This is a genomic window from Dermatobacter hominis, from assembly GCF_020715685.1.
Classification (GTDB): domain Bacteria; phylum Actinomycetota; class Acidimicrobiia; order Acidimicrobiales; family Microtrichaceae; genus Dermatobacter; species Dermatobacter hominis.
This window is the reverse complement of sequence record NZ_CP085840.1, coordinates 1,006,820-1,021,743: the sequence shown is the minus strand read 5'-3', so window position 1 is coordinate 1,021,743 and position 14,924 is coordinate 1,006,820. Positions and strand designations below refer to the sequence as shown.

The 14,924-nt window shown below is 73.5% G+C and carries 12 protein-coding genes; 9 read left to right on the top strand and 3 right to left on the bottom strand.

What is annotated here, in order from left to right; all coding sequences use genetic code 11:
* Window positions 1-168: 168 nt before the first annotated feature.
* Window positions 169-2,379: a DUF4012 domain-containing protein gene (locus LH044_RS04770; protein ID WP_227758657.1), complete on the bottom strand. Its 2,211-nt coding sequence runs from the start codon at window positions 2,377-2,379 to the stop codon at window positions 169-171.
* A gap of 447 nt (window positions 2,380-2,826) precedes the next feature.
* Here LH044_RS04770 and rbfA point away from each other — a divergent pair, with 447 nt between their 5' ends.
* The 7 genes from rbfA to LH044_RS04735 all read left to right on the top strand — a co-directional run bounded on the left by rbfA (window position 2,827) and on the right by LH044_RS04735 (window position 10,929).
* On the top strand, window positions 2,827-3,273 hold the full coding sequence (gene rbfA, locus LH044_RS04765) for a 30S ribosome-binding factor RbfA (RefSeq protein ID WP_227758656.1): 447 nt from the start codon (window positions 2,827-2,829) through the stop codon (window positions 3,271-3,273).
* A 38-nt stretch (window positions 3,274-3,311) separates the two neighbouring features.
* Window positions 3,312-4,163: a tRNA pseudouridine(55) synthase TruB gene (truB, locus tag LH044_RS04760; protein ID WP_255626091.1), complete on the top strand. Its 852-nt coding sequence runs from the start codon at window positions 3,312-3,314 to the stop codon at window positions 4,161-4,163.
* A 22-nt stretch (window positions 4,164-4,185) separates the two neighbouring features.
* On the top strand, window positions 4,186-5,172 hold the full coding sequence (locus LH044_RS04755) for a bifunctional riboflavin kinase/FAD synthetase (RefSeq protein ID WP_227758654.1): 987 nt from the start codon (window positions 4,186-4,188) through the stop codon (window positions 5,170-5,172).
* Between the two features lie 68 nt (window positions 5,173-5,240).
* A complete protein-coding gene (locus LH044_RS04750; protein ID WP_227758653.1) occupies window positions 5,241-6,383 on the top strand; it encodes an alpha/beta fold hydrolase in 1,143 nt (380 codons plus the stop codon).
* A gap of 131 nt (window positions 6,384-6,514) precedes the next feature.
* Complete coding sequence (gene rpsO / locus LH044_RS04745; protein WP_227758652.1) at window positions 6,515-6,796, top strand: 30S ribosomal protein S15; 282 nt, start codon at window positions 6,515-6,517, stop codon at window positions 6,794-6,796.
* 393 nt (window positions 6,797-7,189) lie between these two features.
* Window positions 7,190-9,652, top strand: a complete 2,463-nt coding sequence (locus LH044_RS04740; RefSeq protein ID WP_227758651.1) for a polyribonucleotide nucleotidyltransferase — start codon at window positions 7,190-7,192, stop codon at window positions 9,650-9,652.
* Window positions 9,649-10,929: a M16 family metallopeptidase gene (locus tag LH044_RS04735; protein WP_227758650.1), complete on the top strand. Its 1,281-nt coding sequence runs from the start codon at window positions 9,649-9,651 to the stop codon at window positions 10,927-10,929. Before LH044_RS04740 ends, LH044_RS04735 begins: the two co-directional genes overlap by 4 nt.
* Before the next feature lie 119 nt (window positions 10,930-11,048).
* Here the strand turns inward: LH044_RS04735 and serB are convergent, their stop codons facing one another.
* The gene (gene serB / locus LH044_RS04730; RefSeq protein ID WP_227758649.1) at window positions 11,049-12,269 is read right to left on the bottom strand and encodes a phosphoserine phosphatase SerB; all 1,221 of its coding nucleotides are present in this window, start codon (window positions 12,267-12,269) and stop codon (window positions 11,049-11,051) included.
* A 63-nt stretch (window positions 12,270-12,332) separates the two neighbouring features.
* Here serB and LH044_RS04725 point away from each other — a divergent pair, with 63 nt between their 5' ends.
* Both LH044_RS04725 and dapB read left to right on the top strand, forming a co-directional pair.
* Window positions 12,333-13,169 (top strand): enoyl-CoA hydratase-related protein, encoded by an 837-nt coding sequence (locus tag LH044_RS04725; protein WP_227758648.1) that lies wholly within the window; start codon window positions 12,333-12,335, stop codon window positions 13,167-13,169.
* Between the two features lie 130 nt (window positions 13,170-13,299).
* Window positions 13,300-14,091: a 4-hydroxy-tetrahydrodipicolinate reductase gene (dapB, locus tag LH044_RS04720; protein WP_227758647.1), complete on the top strand. Its 792-nt coding sequence runs from the start codon at window positions 13,300-13,302 to the stop codon at window positions 14,089-14,091.
* Window positions 14,092-14,137: 46 nt separating this feature from the next.
* Here the strand turns inward: dapB and LH044_RS04715 are convergent, their stop codons facing one another.
* On the bottom strand, window positions 14,138-14,833 hold the full coding sequence (locus tag LH044_RS04715; RefSeq protein ID WP_227758646.1) for a DedA family protein: 696 nt from the start codon (window positions 14,831-14,833) through the stop codon (window positions 14,138-14,140).
* Between the last annotated feature and the right edge of the window lie 91 nt (window positions 14,834-14,924).

Below are 14,924 nucleotides of genomic sequence, written 5' to 3'. Positions count from 1 at the left end.
CGGGCCCATGACACGCCCGAGACATCCGATCAGCCGTGTGCATTGTCGTTCAGCGGATCCGGCCGTGTCCAGCACCCGGCGCATGAAATCCGAACGAACTTCACCTCGGAGCGGCCGTCCGCCCCGGTGCGCCGCTCATCGGGGCGCACCGGGAAGGTCGAACGAAATTCACCGCCGGCCGCCGTGCACCACGATGCGGCGGTCCTCCGCGGCCGGGAACGTCTCCTCGACGGGGTCACCGCCGGAGGCCAGGGCGTCGCCCGACGAGGTGACCTGCACCCTCGCCGTCCCGGGCTGGGCCAGGGGCTGGCCCACCCAGTCGAGGACGTAGCGGTCGACGCTCAGGGTGCCGTCGAGGTCGAAGGTGACCGTCCTCGTCGCACCGGGCGCCAGGTCGAGCAGCACGGTGTGGCGCCAGAGGCCCGGCGTCTCCCGCTGCGTGCCCACGCCCGTGCGGTCGCCGTCGAGGGTGGCCGCCCGCGAGGAGAGCGGCGACAGGATCGACAGGACCGTGCGGTTCGTCCCGGGCGGCACCCCGGGCGGCGTCTGCGTCACCACGGCGGGCAGCGGCCCCTCGGGGAGGTCGTTCGTGAGCCGCACCGTGACCCGCGACCGCGTCTCGCCCGTGTCGGGGTCCCAGCTCACGTCGTAGGTGACCTCACGCCGGAGGTAGGCGTCGACCTTGGACGGGTTGGCGTTGCGGGACAGCACGGCGAGCAGGTCGTGGTCGTCCTGTCGGGTCGCCGTGCCGAGCAGGCTGAGGCGGTCGAGGAGGGCGTCGTCCTCGGGGTGCAGCGACGCGAACTGCAGCCGGCCCTCGGCCACCACCGGGCCGAACAGGTCGCCGAGCCGGCGCGGCGACGGGAGCTGGGTGTGGGTGAAGCGCTCGAACGCCTCCTGGATCGCATCGTCGAGCGCCCGTGACCCATCGCCGTTGTCGGGGATGACGGCGAACTGCTCGCGGGTCAGGAACTCGACCGCGTCGTCGGCCGAGATCGTGCGGTCCGTGCCCGCCACCGGCACCGGGCCGGTGAGGTCGAGGAGCGCGGCGAAGGCGGCGGGATCGGCGTAGAACACGCCGTCGAGCGGGGCCCCGGGCCGGGCCTGCGGGTAGAGCTCGGCGGCCAGCCGGGCGACGGTGGGGAGGTCCGCGCTCCCGCCCCAGTTCTGCGGGAAGTACTGGGGCCGCATCTCGACGAGCGACTGCGGGTACGCGCCGGGGGTCATCGTCGGGGGCGGGGCCGTGCCGGGCGAGAACAGGTCGTAGGGCGTCCCGACCTCGACCAGCCGGACCACGCCGTCGTCGACGACGATCTCGGCCCAGTTGCCGAGGTGGCCGCCGAGGTCGCGGGTCTCCGCCGGGTTGCCGAGCAGCAGGAGGTAGCGCCGGGGCCCGTCGGCGCCGAGCATCGCCGGGGCGCGCTCGACGGCGAGCTGCGCCACCTCGGCCGTGTCGCTCGTGCGGTCGAGCTCCCGGTCGAACTCGGCGAGGCGGTCCGAGACCGGGCCGACGAGCCAGGGCGAGCGGGCGTCCTCGAGCTCGGCGCGGGCCTCGTCCAGCGCGTCGGAGGCGGCCGACACCGGTGCCTCCATCGAGGCGAGCACGGTCAGGTCGATGCCGCCCTCCGGGCGCCGCAGCTGCTCCTGGTCGACCGACTCGGTCAGGTCCGCGGCCACCTCGTTGAGCCGCGCCCCGGAGCTCGCCGCCGTGCGGACCACCTCGAGGTTGGAGCCGACGACCGGGAGGGCGCGGGCCGGTGCGGTCCACCACGAGCCTGCCGAGTCGGCGACGTCCTGGAACGCCGCCGAGGCGTCCTCGAAGCTCCGGCGGGCGTCGGCCGGGTCGGTGCCGCCGACGGCGTCCACGGCGGTGCGCGTCAGCTCGACGGCCTCGTTGACGGCGTCGCGCTGCTGCAGGGCGAACAGCCCGGCCGTGGCGAGCCCGACCACGGCGAAGGCCGCGAGGCCGACCGCGACGAGTCGGACGCGCCGCCGCGTCCGGCTGCGGCTCCGGCGGTAGCCGGTGACGAGCATCGGGGTGAGCGCCGCCACGGTGAGGGCGACGGTCAGGAGCGGCGCGGTCTCGACGGGCGTGGACGGCCACCGGAGGTCGAGCACGGCGATGCCGGCGCCGGCGCCGAGCACCGCTCCGGCGACGCGGTGGCGCCGGTGCAGGACGAGCAGACCGAGCGCGGCGACGACCACGGCCGCCCCCGCCACCCGGCCGACGAGCCCCCCGCACGCGACGGCCAGCACCGCGGGCGGGAGGAAGGTCCAGCGACGGGCCCGGCTGCCGGCGAGGGCGCACAGCGCCACGAGGGCCGCCCGCTCGACCGCGTCGGCCAGGTCCCAGCCCGTCGGCGCGGCGTCGAGCGCCACGACGGCGACGGCGGCGCCGATCGCCGCGGCGGCGGCGATGCCCCACGGCCGGTGGCGCGGGTCGCCGGTCGGCGCCTGCTCCGGTGCGGGCTGCGGGGGTGCCGGCGGTGGGGTCGGTGGGGGCCCCGGAGGGCGTGGGGGCGCGGTCGGGGGACCGCCCCCCGGAGGCCCGGTGGGCGGCGGCGCGGCGGGCGGCGGGGGAGGACCCGCCGGCGCCGGCCCGGTCCAGGGCAGCGACGGCGGCGCGGACGGCGGTGCCGCGGGCCCCGTGTACGGGGGCGGGGTCGGTGGCGTCCCCTCCATGGCGGGCCAGTGTGCACCATCGGCGCGGTCGCGCCCACGTCCCGTGGGCTCGTGTCGGAGGCCGCCCTCAGGGGTCGCGCAGGTGCCCCGCCGCGGCGCTCAACTCGGTCCCTCCGCCGGGACCCGGCGTGGTACCAATGGCGCATGGCCCGTCGACGCACCGCAGCCCCTCGCCGCGCCCCGCGGCAGTTCAGCCGCACCGACCGGCTGGGCGAGCTGGTGCGCGAGGTCGTCGCGTCCGAGCTCGAGCGCATCGGCGACGAGCGCCTCGAGCTGGTGACGATCACCGACGCCAAGGTCGACGGCTCGCTCGAGCACGCCGACGTCTTCTACTCGTCGCTGCAGGCCGAGGAGGACGGCCGCCTCGACGAGGTGGCCGAGGCGCTCGACGAGCAGCGCTGGAAGGTGCAGCAGGTCGTGAACCGCGAGGTGCGGGCCCGCAAGACGCCGCAGATCACGTTCCGCCACGACGACGTGCTGCGCTCCGCCCTCCGCGTCGACGAGATCCTCCGCGACATGGGCACCGGGTCCTCCGACGACGCCACGGCGGACACCGGCGAGGAGGCCGGCGCGGGCGACGCCGACCGGTGAGCGCGGGGTCCGGGCCCACCGGGCCAACCGGCCTCTGCGTGGTCGACAAGCCGTCCGGGTGGACCAGCCACGACGTGGTGGCCCGGTGCCGCCGGCTGCTCGGCACCCGCAAGGTGGGCCACTCCGGGACGCTCGACCCGATGGCCACGGGCGTCCTGGTGCTCGGCGTGGGCCGGGCGACGCGCCTGCTCAACTTCCTCGGCGGGCTGCCCAAGACGTACGAGGCGGAGATCCGGCTCGGGGTCGAGACGGACTCGCTCGACGCCGACGGCACCGTCACCGCCACCCACGACATGGCGGCGCCGACCGAGGCGCAGGTCGCCGCGGCGGCGGCCGACCTCACGGGCGACCTCATGCAGGTGCCGCCGATGGTCTCGGCGATCAAGATCGACGGCCAGCGCCTCCACGAGCGAGCGCGGCGCGGCGAGGTGGTCGACCGGCCGCCCCGGCCGGTCACCGTGCGCCGCTTCGACGTGTCGGCGACCGACGACCCGATGGTGTGGCGAGCGACCGTCGAGTGCTCGGCGGGGACCTACGTGCGCGTGCTGGCGGCCGACCTCGGCGCTGCGCTCGGCGGCGGCGCGCACCTCGGCGCGCTCCGGCGCACGGCGGTCGGGCCGTTCGCCCTCGACGACGCCGTCGCGCTCGACGACGTGGCGCCCGAGGCGCTGCTCCCGCCGTCGGCGATCGACCGGGTGATGGCGTCGGTCGAGGTCGACGCCGCGACCGCCGTCGACGTGGGCCACGGCAAGGTGCTGGGGCGGGATCGGATGGGCCTGCCCGACGAGGCCGGCGGCCCGTGGGCCGTGCTCGACGGCGCGGGCGCGCTGCTCGCGGTGTACGAGCCGCACCGCGGCGCGACGGTCAAGCCGGCGTTCGTCCTCTCGTGACGCAGCGGTAGCCTCGCCCGCCGTGGAGGTCCACCGTCTCGTCGACGTGCACTCCGGTGTCGAGGGCCCCGGGGGCTGTCCGGCGCCGCCCGAGGGCACCGTCGTCACGATCGGCGCCTACGACGGCGTCCACCTCGGCCACCGGGCGGTCATCGCCGCGGTGCGCGAGCGCGCCGCCGCCGGTGGCCACCGCTCCGCCGTGGTCACCTTCGACCGCCACCCGGCCCAGGTGATCCGGCCCGACTCCGCACCGCTGCTGCTGACCGACCTCGACCAGAAGCTGGAGCTGCTCGAGGACACCGGCGTCGACCACGTGCTCGTCGTGCACTTCGACGAGCAGCGCGCCGCCGAGTCGGCCGAGGACTTCGTCGACCGGGTGCTGGTGGGGTGCCTGAACGCGAAGCAGGTCGTGGTGGGGGAGGACTTCCACTTCGGCCACCGCCGCCGGGGGAACGTGGCGCTGCTCGAGGAGCAGGGCGAGGCGCTCGGCTTCGGCGTGCACGGCCACAAGCTGGTCGGCCCCGACGGCCATGCGGCCCGCGACGACGCCCAGGTGTCGTCGACCGCGATCCGCCGGGCGCTGATCGAGGGCCGGCTCGCGGACGCGAACGCCATGCTCGGCCGACCGCACGAGATGCGCGGACCGGTCGCCCACGGCGACGCCCGTGGCCGGACGCTCGGGTTCCCCACGGCGAACGTGGCGATCCGCCCGGAGATGCTGATGCCGGCCGACGGCATCTACGCCGGCGAGATGGAGCTGCGCGACACCGGCGAGGTCCTGCCGTCCGCGGTCTACGTGGGCAAGCGGCCCACCTTCTACAACGACACCGCCATGACGCTGCTCGAGGTCCACGCCCTCGACTTCGCGGGTGACCTCTACGACCGGGACGTGGCGGTGCGCTTCACGCACCGGATCCGCCCCGACGCCCGGTTCGCGTCGGTCGAGGAGCTGACCGTGCAGCTCCGGGCGGACTGCGACGAGGCCGCCCGCCTCCTCAACCTGCGCTGAGAACGCCGTTTCCTGAGCCCGGTTCGGTACCGTGGTGCAGCGGTCGCGCGGGCGGCCCCACTGCACCCATGAGCAACATCGAAGCGAGCGAGATCGTCGACCCGATCGAAGGGCCGGTGCGGGACGAACCCGTCGCCCCCGGCGCCGTGGAGGTGCCGCGCCTCGCCCGCCACGAGATCACGCTGGCCGACGGCCACCTCGTGGGCGTCACGGTGGCCGGCGAGGGCGTCCCGCTGGTCGTCGTCCACGGCTTCTCGGCCGAGGGGTTCCTCTACGCCCAGTCGCTGTCCCGGCTCGTCGGGATGGGCTTCCGCGTGATCGCCATCGACACGGCCGGCCACGGTGCCACGCAGGGCCTGCCGCTGTCGGGGCAGGCCATGAACGACTACGCCGACCTCCTCGGCCGCTGCATCGACGAGCTCGGCATCGAGCGCTACGTGCTCGCCGGGCACTCGATGGGCGGCCAGCTCGTGACCCGGCTGGCGGCCGAGCGGCCCGACCGGACGATGGCCGTCATCCTCATCGACGCGATCGTCGGCGACACGTGGGACCGCATGGTCTACCTGTTCCGCGTCGCCCCGCCGCTGCTCGGCGTCGTCGGCGCCCTGCTCGTGCTCGACTCGTTCACCGTCGCCCCGGCCTTCAGCGACCCGCGCCAGGCGTTCAAGCTGATGCGCCTCGCGGTGCCGACCGTGGCGGGCCACGTCGTGCAGCCGTGGCGGCTGATGGGACCGATGATGTCGATCCTGCGCACCCGCTCGAGCCGCTACGCCCTCGACGCGGTCAAGGCGGGCGAGGTGCCGGTGATCGCCATGCACGGCGCCCGGGACATCGCCGTGCCGCACCGGACCTCGGTGGACGCCGCCCGCCGCACCGAGGGGACGCTCGTGACGGTCGAGGGGGCGGGCCACTCCTGGCCGCTCACCGATCCCGAGACCCTGCCGGCGATCATCGCCGAGATGCTCGACGGCCCGCTCGGCGACGGCATCCGGCGCACGTTGCGGTCCGCCGGCGTCCGCTCGAAGACCCCCGGCGTCGAGCAGATCCGGCGGGCCTGCTACGCGCCGGGCGCCCGGGTGTTCGAGCTCGATCCGGCCGACGGCCGCCGCAAGGTCGTCGGTCGCCACCGCAAGCCCCGGTACCGCTGGCGGGTCGAGCACCCCCGCCCGGCGGAGCCCGAGCCGCCCGCGGTGGAGCGGGACGCGTCCTGACTGGTAGCTTGTCCGTTCCCCGACGGACGTCGGGGACCGCTCTCCGTCCCCGCGGCGGCGCCGGCCCGCGAGGGCCACGCCACACCGACGGTTCGGGGAGCAGGGTCCGACACCCACAGGAGCAGATCCAGATGACCAACCGGGAGCCCACGAACCTCCCGCCCAAGGGCGACACCATCGCGAAGTTCCGCAAGCACGACTCCGACACGGGTTCGCCCGAGGTGCAGATCGCGCTGCTGACCGACCGCATCAACCACCTGACCGAGCACCTCAAGGTGCACAAGAAGGACCACCACTCCCGGCGTGGCCTCCTGATGCTGGTCGGCAAGCGCCGTCGCTTCCTGGACTACCTGAAGAACAACGACGTCGAGCGGTACCGGACCGTCATCGCCGAGCTCGGCCTGCGGCGATAGAACCGGCCCGGCGGCGCACTGCGCCGCTGGCCCACCGTCTCGCAGACGGTTCCGTCGGCATCCGACGGAACCCGCCGCCAGAGCGCTTCGAACACCCTCTCAGGAGCCTTCCTGAGGGGGTGTTCGCGTGCCGGGGCCCCGAGTCGGGTAGCGTGTGCCCAACACAACTGCGGCAGGCCGGTCAGTTACCGGTTGCCGACCTCCGGCCCTCCGGCCGGATCCCTCGGATGCAGCGGCCCACCGGGCCCGTCCGGGTGGGCGTCGATCTGGACCTCCCGATCCGGCCCACCGGTCCTGAGGATCTGCGGGGCCGAGCCGGGGTTCGACCACTGGGAACTGGCCCCGCCGCACCGAACGCAGACCGGTGACACCGGGCTGCAGAAGGAGGGCCTCATGGCCGAACCCACACGCGTCGCGGCGCCGATCGGCGGCGACGACAAGACCATCACGCTCGAGACCGGCAAGCTCGCCGGGCTCGCCGGCGGCGCCGTCATGGCCGGGATGGGCAACACGCGCATCCTCGTCACCGCGACCGCCGCCAAGCACGTCCGCGAGGGGATCGACTTCTTCCCGCTCACGGTCGACATCGAGGAGCGGATGTACGCCGCCGGCAAGATCCCCGGCTCGTTCTTCCGCCGCGAGGGCCGGGCGCCCGAGTCCGCGATCCTCACCTGCCGTCTGATCGACCGCCCGCTGCGCCCGTCGTTCCCCGACGGCTTCCGCAACGAGGTCCACATCGTCGGCACCGTCATGGGCGCCGACCAGGAGAACCCCTACGACGTCCTCGCCATCAACGCCGCCTCGGCCGCGCTGATGCTGTCCGACGTGCCCTTCGAGGGCCCGATCGGCGCCGTGCGCCTGGCGTACAGCACCGAGGGCGAGTGGATCCCGCACCCCACCTACGAGGAGAGCGACGAGGCGACGTTCGAGATCGTCGTCGCCGGCCGTGAGCTCGAGGACGGCGACGTCGCCGTGATGATGGTCGAGGCCGGCGGCACCGAGAAGAGCTTCGAGTACTACGAGGACGGCGCCCCCAAGGTCGACGAGGCCGCCCTGGCCACCGCCCTCGAGGAGTGCAAGCAGTACATCAAGGCCGTGATCGCCCTGCAGCGCGACCTGGTCGCCGCCGCCGGCTCCAAGCCGACCATGACCTTCGACGTCCAGGTCGACTACACCGACGCCATCTACGAGCAGGTCAAGAGCCTGGGCGGCGAGCGCATGGGCGAGATCATGCAGATCGCCGACAAGGCCGAGCGCAGCGCCGCCGAGGACGCCCTCCGCAGCGAGCTGCTCGAGCGGATCGTCCCCGACCTCGTCAGCGAGGCCGTCCGCGACGGCGCCGACGAGCAGACCGCCCTGGCGCTGGCCACCAAGCAGGTCAAGAACGCCGTGCGGTCGCTGTCCAAGAACACCGTCCGCACCCGGATCGTCAAGGAGGGCGCCCGCATCGACGGCCGCGGCCTGCGAGACATCCGTCCGCTGAGCGCCGAGGTCGGCGTGCTGCCCACGGCGCACGGCTCGGGCCTGTTCCAGCGGGGCGAGACGCAGGTGCTCAACATCTGCACGCTCGGCATGGCGAAGATGGACCAGATGATCGACGGCATCGACCCGGTCACCAAGAAGCGCTACCTGCACCACTACAACTTCCCGCCGTTCTCCACCGGTGAGACCGGCTTCATGCGGGGCCCGAAGCGCCGCGAGATCGGCCACGGCGCCCTCGCCGAGCGGGCCGTCTTCCCGGTCGTGCCCTCGCTCGAGGAGTTCCCGTACACCATCCGCCTGGTGTCCGAGGTCCTGTCCTCGAACGGCTCCACGTCGATGGGCTCCGTGTGCGCCTCGACCCTGTCGCTGATGGACGCCGGCGTGCCGATCAAGGCGCCCGTGGCCGGCATCGCCATGGGCCTCGTCTACGCGGATGGCGAGTACGCGACGCTGACCGACATCCTCGGCGCCGAGGACGCGTTCGGCGACATGGACTTCAAGGTGGCCGGCACGGCCGACGCCGTGACCGCCCTCCAGCTCGACACCAAGATCGACGGCATCCCGGCCGACGTGCTGTCCGCAGCGCTGGACCAGGCCAAGGAGGCCCGCCTCCAGATCCTCGAGGTCATGGCCGGCGCCATCGCCGAGCCCCGTCCCGAGGTCAACGAGACGGCGCCGAAGATCATCAGCTTCGAGATCCCGGCCGACAAGATCGGTGAGGTCATCGGCCCGAAGGGCAAGGTCATCAACTCGATCCAGTCCGAGACCGGCGCCAACATCAGCGTGGACGACGACGGCATGGTCGGCATCGTGTCGATCGCCGCGGTCGACGGCGGCGCGGTGTCGGAGGCCGAGCGCCAGATCAAGCTGATCCTCGACCCGCCGACCGCCGAGCTCGGCGCGACCTACGACGGCCGCGTCGTGAACATCACCAAGTTCGGTGCGTTCGTGAACATCCTCCCGGGCCGCGACGGCCTCGTCCACATCTCCAAGCTGGGCGGCGGCAAGCGGATCGACCGGGTGGAGGACGTCCTCACGCTGGGCGACCCGATCACCGTCAAGGTCGACGACATCGACCCGAACGGCAAGATCTCCCTCTCGCCGATCGGCGAGCTCGCCGGGAGCGGTGACGCCCCAAAAGCTGACGGCGTCGACGGTGTCGACGCCGACACCGCGGGCAACGGCTCGACCGGTTCGGGTCTGAAGGAGCTGAACTTCAGCGACACCTTCGACGCCGAGCTCCGCGAGGAGTTCGGTGACCTGGGCCCCGCCGCCACCCGCTCCGGCGGTGGTGGTGGCGGTGGCGGCGGCGGCCGCGGTGGCGACCGTGGTGGTCGCGGCGGCCGCGGTCGCGGCGGTCAGCGCCGCCGGTGATCGACCCCTCGACGGACGTGACGTCGGGCGGCGGGAGCTCCATCCCGTCGCCCGACGAGCACGTCCGTCGGACCGTCCTGCCGAACGGCCTGCGGATCGTGACCGACCGCCTGCCGACGTCGCGCTCCGTCGCGGCCTCGGTGTGGGTCGGGGTGGGCGGTCGTGACGAGTCCGACGAGCTGTCGGGCGCGTCGCACTTCCTCGAGCACCTGCTGTTCAAGGGCACCGCGGACCGCGACGCCAAGGCCATCGCGGTGGCGATCGACGCAGTGGGCGGCGACATGAACGCCTTCACCGCCAACGAGCACACCGCCTACTACGCCCGGGTGCCGGCGGCCGAGGCCTACCTCGGCATCGACCTGCTGCTCGACGTGGTGCAGCGGCCGGCCCTCCGGCCGTACGAGTTCGACGGCGAGCGCGAGGTCATCCTCGAGGAGCTCGCCGCCGCCGACGACGACCCCGACGACGTCGCCTCGGTGAAGCTCTTCGAGTGCCTGTTCCCCGAGCACCCGCTCGGGCGCGAGGTGCTGGGCTCCGCCGAGTCGATCGAGGCCCTCGACCGCGACCGGGTCGCGTCGTTCTTCGAGGAGTGGTACACGCCGGCCAACATCGTCGTGGCCGCGGCGGGCGACATCGACCACGACGTCCTCGTCGAGGAGGTGGCGCGCCGCTTCGGCGAGCGTCCACCGGGCCGCTCGCCCGAGCGCACGCCGCCCGGCGACCTCGTCGTCCCCTCGTCGGTCGCGGGCCGACCGGTCGAGAGCATGCACCTGGCGATGGGGTGGCGGGCGCTGTCGGTCGACGACGAGGACCGCTTCGCCCTGGCGCTGCTCAACCACGTCTTCGGGTCCGGCCCGTCGAGCCGCCTGTTCCAGGAGGTCCGGGAGGACCGCGGCCTCACGTACTCGATCTCGTCGGGCGTCTCGCACCACGTCGACACCGGCGCGCTGACCGTGCACTGCGCCACCGCGACCGGCAAGGTCGACGAGCTGATCGACGTGATCGACTCGATCCTCGACGACGTGGTCACCCACGGCATCAGCCGGGAGGAGCTCGCCCGGGCCAAGGGCTCGCTGCGCGGCGCCTACCTGATGAGCTACGAGGACGTCGGGTCGCGGATGACCCGGCTCGGCATGACCGAGATCATGCGGGGCGGCGTCACCCCGATCGACGAGCACCTCGCCCGCCTCGAGGCGGTCACCGACGAGGACGTGCGACGGGTCGCCGAGCGCGTCTTCGGCGGCCAGCGCGTGCTGTCGACGGTCGGCCCCGGCTGATCGCAGCCGGACCGACCCGACCCCGCCGTTCTGTTCCCACCGGTCGGGGTGTTCGCCCCAGCTCCCGGGAACAGAACCGGCGCTGCGGCGGTGGGCGTCGGCAGCCTGACGGCGGGCGGTCAGCCCTCGGCGGTGTCGGCCCGCTCGACCTCGTCGCGCGTGACGCCGAGCACGAAGAGGATCGCGTCCAGGTAGGGCACGTTGACCGTCGTGTCGGCCGCCTCCTGCACGAGCGGCTTGGCGTTGAACGCGATGCCGAGCCCGGCTGCGGCCAGCATGTCGAGGTCGTTGGCTCCGTCGCCCACGGCGACGGTCTGGCTGAGCGGCACGCCCTCCAGCTCGGCGAACGAGCGGAGCAGCCGGGCCTTGGCGGCACGGTCGACCACGTCGCCGAGGACCTCACCGGTCAGCACGCCGCCGGCGACCTCGAGCACGTTGGCGTGGGCGTGGTCCAGCCCGAGCTCGGCGGCCAGGCCGTCGGTGAACTGGGTGAAGCCGCCCGACACGATGCCGACCGTGTAGCCGAGCCGCTTGAGCGTGCGGACGAAGGTCCGGGCCCCGGGCGTCAGCCGCATGCGGGCCCGGGCCCGCTCGATCGCCTCGGCGTCGAGGCCCTCCAGGCGGCGGACTCGCTCGCGGAGCGCGGTGGTGAAGTCGAGCTCGCCGGCCATCGCCCGCTCGGTGACGGCGCGGACCTCCTCGACGCAGCCGGCCTCCTCGGCCAGGAGCTCGATGACCTCGTCCTGGATGAGCGTGGAGTCGACGTCGAGCACCACGAGGCGCTTGGCCCGGCGCTCGAGCCCCTCGGGCTGGAGCGCGACGTCGAGGCGGTGGGTGGCCGCAGCCTCGCCGAGGTGCTTGGCCAGCGCCGTCGGGTCCGCGCCGGTCACGCGGAACTCGTAGGCGTAGACCGGGTAGCGGGCGAGCCGCACGATCCGGTCGATGTTGCCGCCGGCGGCGTTGATGCCGCCCGCGACGGCGCCGATCTCGGCCGGCGACAGCGGGGTCTCCAGCTCGTGGCCCAGCACGGTCACGGCATCGGTGGTCGCGTGCGCGGACCTCGGCGCAGGGGCGGGGACCAGCTCGATGTGGACGTCGCGACTGCGGGCCAGGTCGTCGAGCACGGCCCGCAGCGCCGTGCCGCCGTCGGCCGGTGCGGCCAGCGCGACCGCCAACGTCAGGTGGCCGCGGACCAGGACCTGCTCGACGTCCTGCACCTCGGCCCCGGCCCGGTCGAGCACCGTCATCAGGTCGGCGGTGATCCCGGGTCGGTCCGGTCCGGAGACGCGCAGCAGCAACGAGGCGGGGGCGCTGGTCGTCCCGTCCGGGCGCGGATCCATGACCGGTACGGTACGGCCCCGCCGGGTGCGGTCGGTACCTGACGGTGAGGACGGGGGACGCAGATGTCGATGGTGCAGGTCGAGGCGGTGGACGAGCACGTGCGGATCGTGCGGCTCCGGCGCCCGGAGCGGCTCAACGCCCTGTCGATCGACCTCGCGGTCGAGCTCGACGAGCGCCTGGCCGAGGTCGGTCGCGACAACGCGGCCCGGGTCGTGGTGCTCACCGGCGAGGGCCGCGCCTTCTGCTCCGGTCTCGACCTGAAGGACTACGGCGTCATCCCGAACATCGACGGCCTGTCGGTCCACCGCATCGCCAGCCGCTCGATGCGGACCTACTCGCAGCTGACCCGCCGGCTCCGGGCGATCCCGCAGCCGGTGATCGCCGCGGTCAACGGACCGGCCTACGGCGGCGGCATGTGCCTCGCCCTGGGCGCGGACCTGCGCATCGCCGACGAGGGCGCCACGTTCAACGCCACGGGCATCGTCAACGGGCTGACCTCGGCCGAGATGGGGGCCGGCTGGCTGCTGCCCCGGCTGATCGGCGCCGCCAACGCGAACGACATCATGCTGACCGGCCGGCGGATCGACGCGGCCGAGGCGCTGCGGATGGGGCTGGTGTCGCGCGTCGTGGCCGAGGATGACCTGCTCGACGAGGCGCTGGCCATGGCGGCGTCGATGGTGCGCTACAGCCACCACGGGCTCGAGGCGACCAAGCAGTCGCTCTGGGTCGAGCTCGAGATCGGGAGCCTCGACGCCGCGATCGAGTTCGAGGACCGCAACCAGCTGATGGCCGGCTTCACCGACAACCTCCCGACGGCGATCCGGGCGTTCGACCGGGACGACGAGCCGGTGTACCTGGACGAGCCGCGCAAGGACCTGTTCGACCAGCCCGGCGGCTGAGCCGGGATCAGCCCGGCGGCTGAGCCGGGGCCAGCCCGGCGGCTGAGCCGGGGCCAGCCCGGCGGCTGAGCCGGGATCAGCCCGGCACTACGATCGGCGGCGTGATCCGGGCAGCGAGCAGGACGGCGATGTGATCAAGGTCGGCGTGTTCGGAGCGGGCGGGCGCATGGGCGCCACGGTCTGCCAGGCGGTCCACGACGACCCCGAGACCGAGCTCGTCGCCGCGGTCGACCCCCGCTACTCGGGCATCGACCTGCGGACGGTGACCGGGGTCGACGCCGAGATCCGGATGTCGCGGTCGCCCGTGGCGTTCGAGCGCAGCGGGGCCGAGGTGGTCGTCGACTTCACCGAGCGCTCGGCGGCGGTCGAGAACCTGACCTGGCTGGCCGAGCACGGGCTCCACGCCGTCGTGGGGACGACCGGGTTCACCGATGACGACCTCGAGGTCTTCCGGTCGCGCTTCACGACGTCGAACTGCGTGATCGCCCCGAACTTCGCGATCGGCGCGGTGCTGATGATGCACTTCGCCGCGATCGCCGCGCCCTACTTCGACTCTGCCGAGATCATCGAGCTGCACCACGACCAGAAGGTCGACGCGCCCTCGGGCACGGCGATGCACACCGCGCAGCTGATGGCCTCGGCGTCCAAGGAGTGGACGCCCGACCCGACCACCGCCGAGGTGGCCGAGGGCGCCCGCGGCGGGGTCGGCCCCGGCGACATCCGGATCCACTCGGTGCGCATGCGCGGCCTCGTCGCCCACCAGGAGGTGCTGCTCGGCACCGCCGGGCAGACGCTGTCGCTGCGCCACGACTCGATCGACCGCACGAGCTTCATGCCCGGCGTGCTGCTGGCGGTGAAGCGGGTGGGGGAGCGGCCCGGCGTGACCGTCGGGCTCGACGCCCTGCTCGACCTCGGCACCTGACCGCTCGGACGCCGCGCACCCCGCAGCGGTGCCGGGAGACGGCGCCTCAGTCGTCGCCGAGCTCGTCGTCGAGATCCTCGAGGCCGCCGATGAGACCGCGGTCCGACAGGACCTGCCAGACGACGAACGCCACGACCGCGGCGATCGAACCCCAGAGCAGCCAGGTCTGGTAGCGGTCGACGACGTCGAGCACGTCCTCGATCTGGTCCTCGAAGAACAGGCCGAGCCACCGCATCAGCAGGATCCGCCCGATCGTCCCGACGACGTTGAGCACGATGAACCGCTTGATCGGGAAGCGGACGACGCCCGCCACCAGGCACACCAGGTTGTTCGGCGCGACGACCACCAGCACGTTGAGGACCCGGTGCACCAGGCGTGGGTCCTCGTGCACCTGGTCGAGCAGCTGCGCGCCCCCCGGGAACGTCCGGCGGGCCCAGTGCAGCGCCCGGTCGCCGTACAGCCAGCCCATCGCGAAGAAGATCGGATCGGGGGCGAGCAGCCGGATCGTCGCCACGAGCAGCATCGGCACGAACTCGAGGCTCACCGACGTCACCAGCAGGTACTTGTTCGACGAGTTCAGCGCGAGCAGCCCGAGCGGTCGGTCCTCGACCCAGCTGGCCCAGATCATGTTGCCGACGTTGGACGCGATGACCAGGACGACGATGCCGGCCGTCAGCGTCGGGAGCAGCCAGCGGGGGTGCGTCTGGTGGTCGGGCGGGAGAGCGGGGGCGGCGTCGGACATGGCGATCTCGTGGGGCCGGCCGCACCGGACGGCGTCCCGGCCCCGATCGCGCACGACGTCCGGTCCGGCCCGTCGTGCTCGCTGCCGTCGG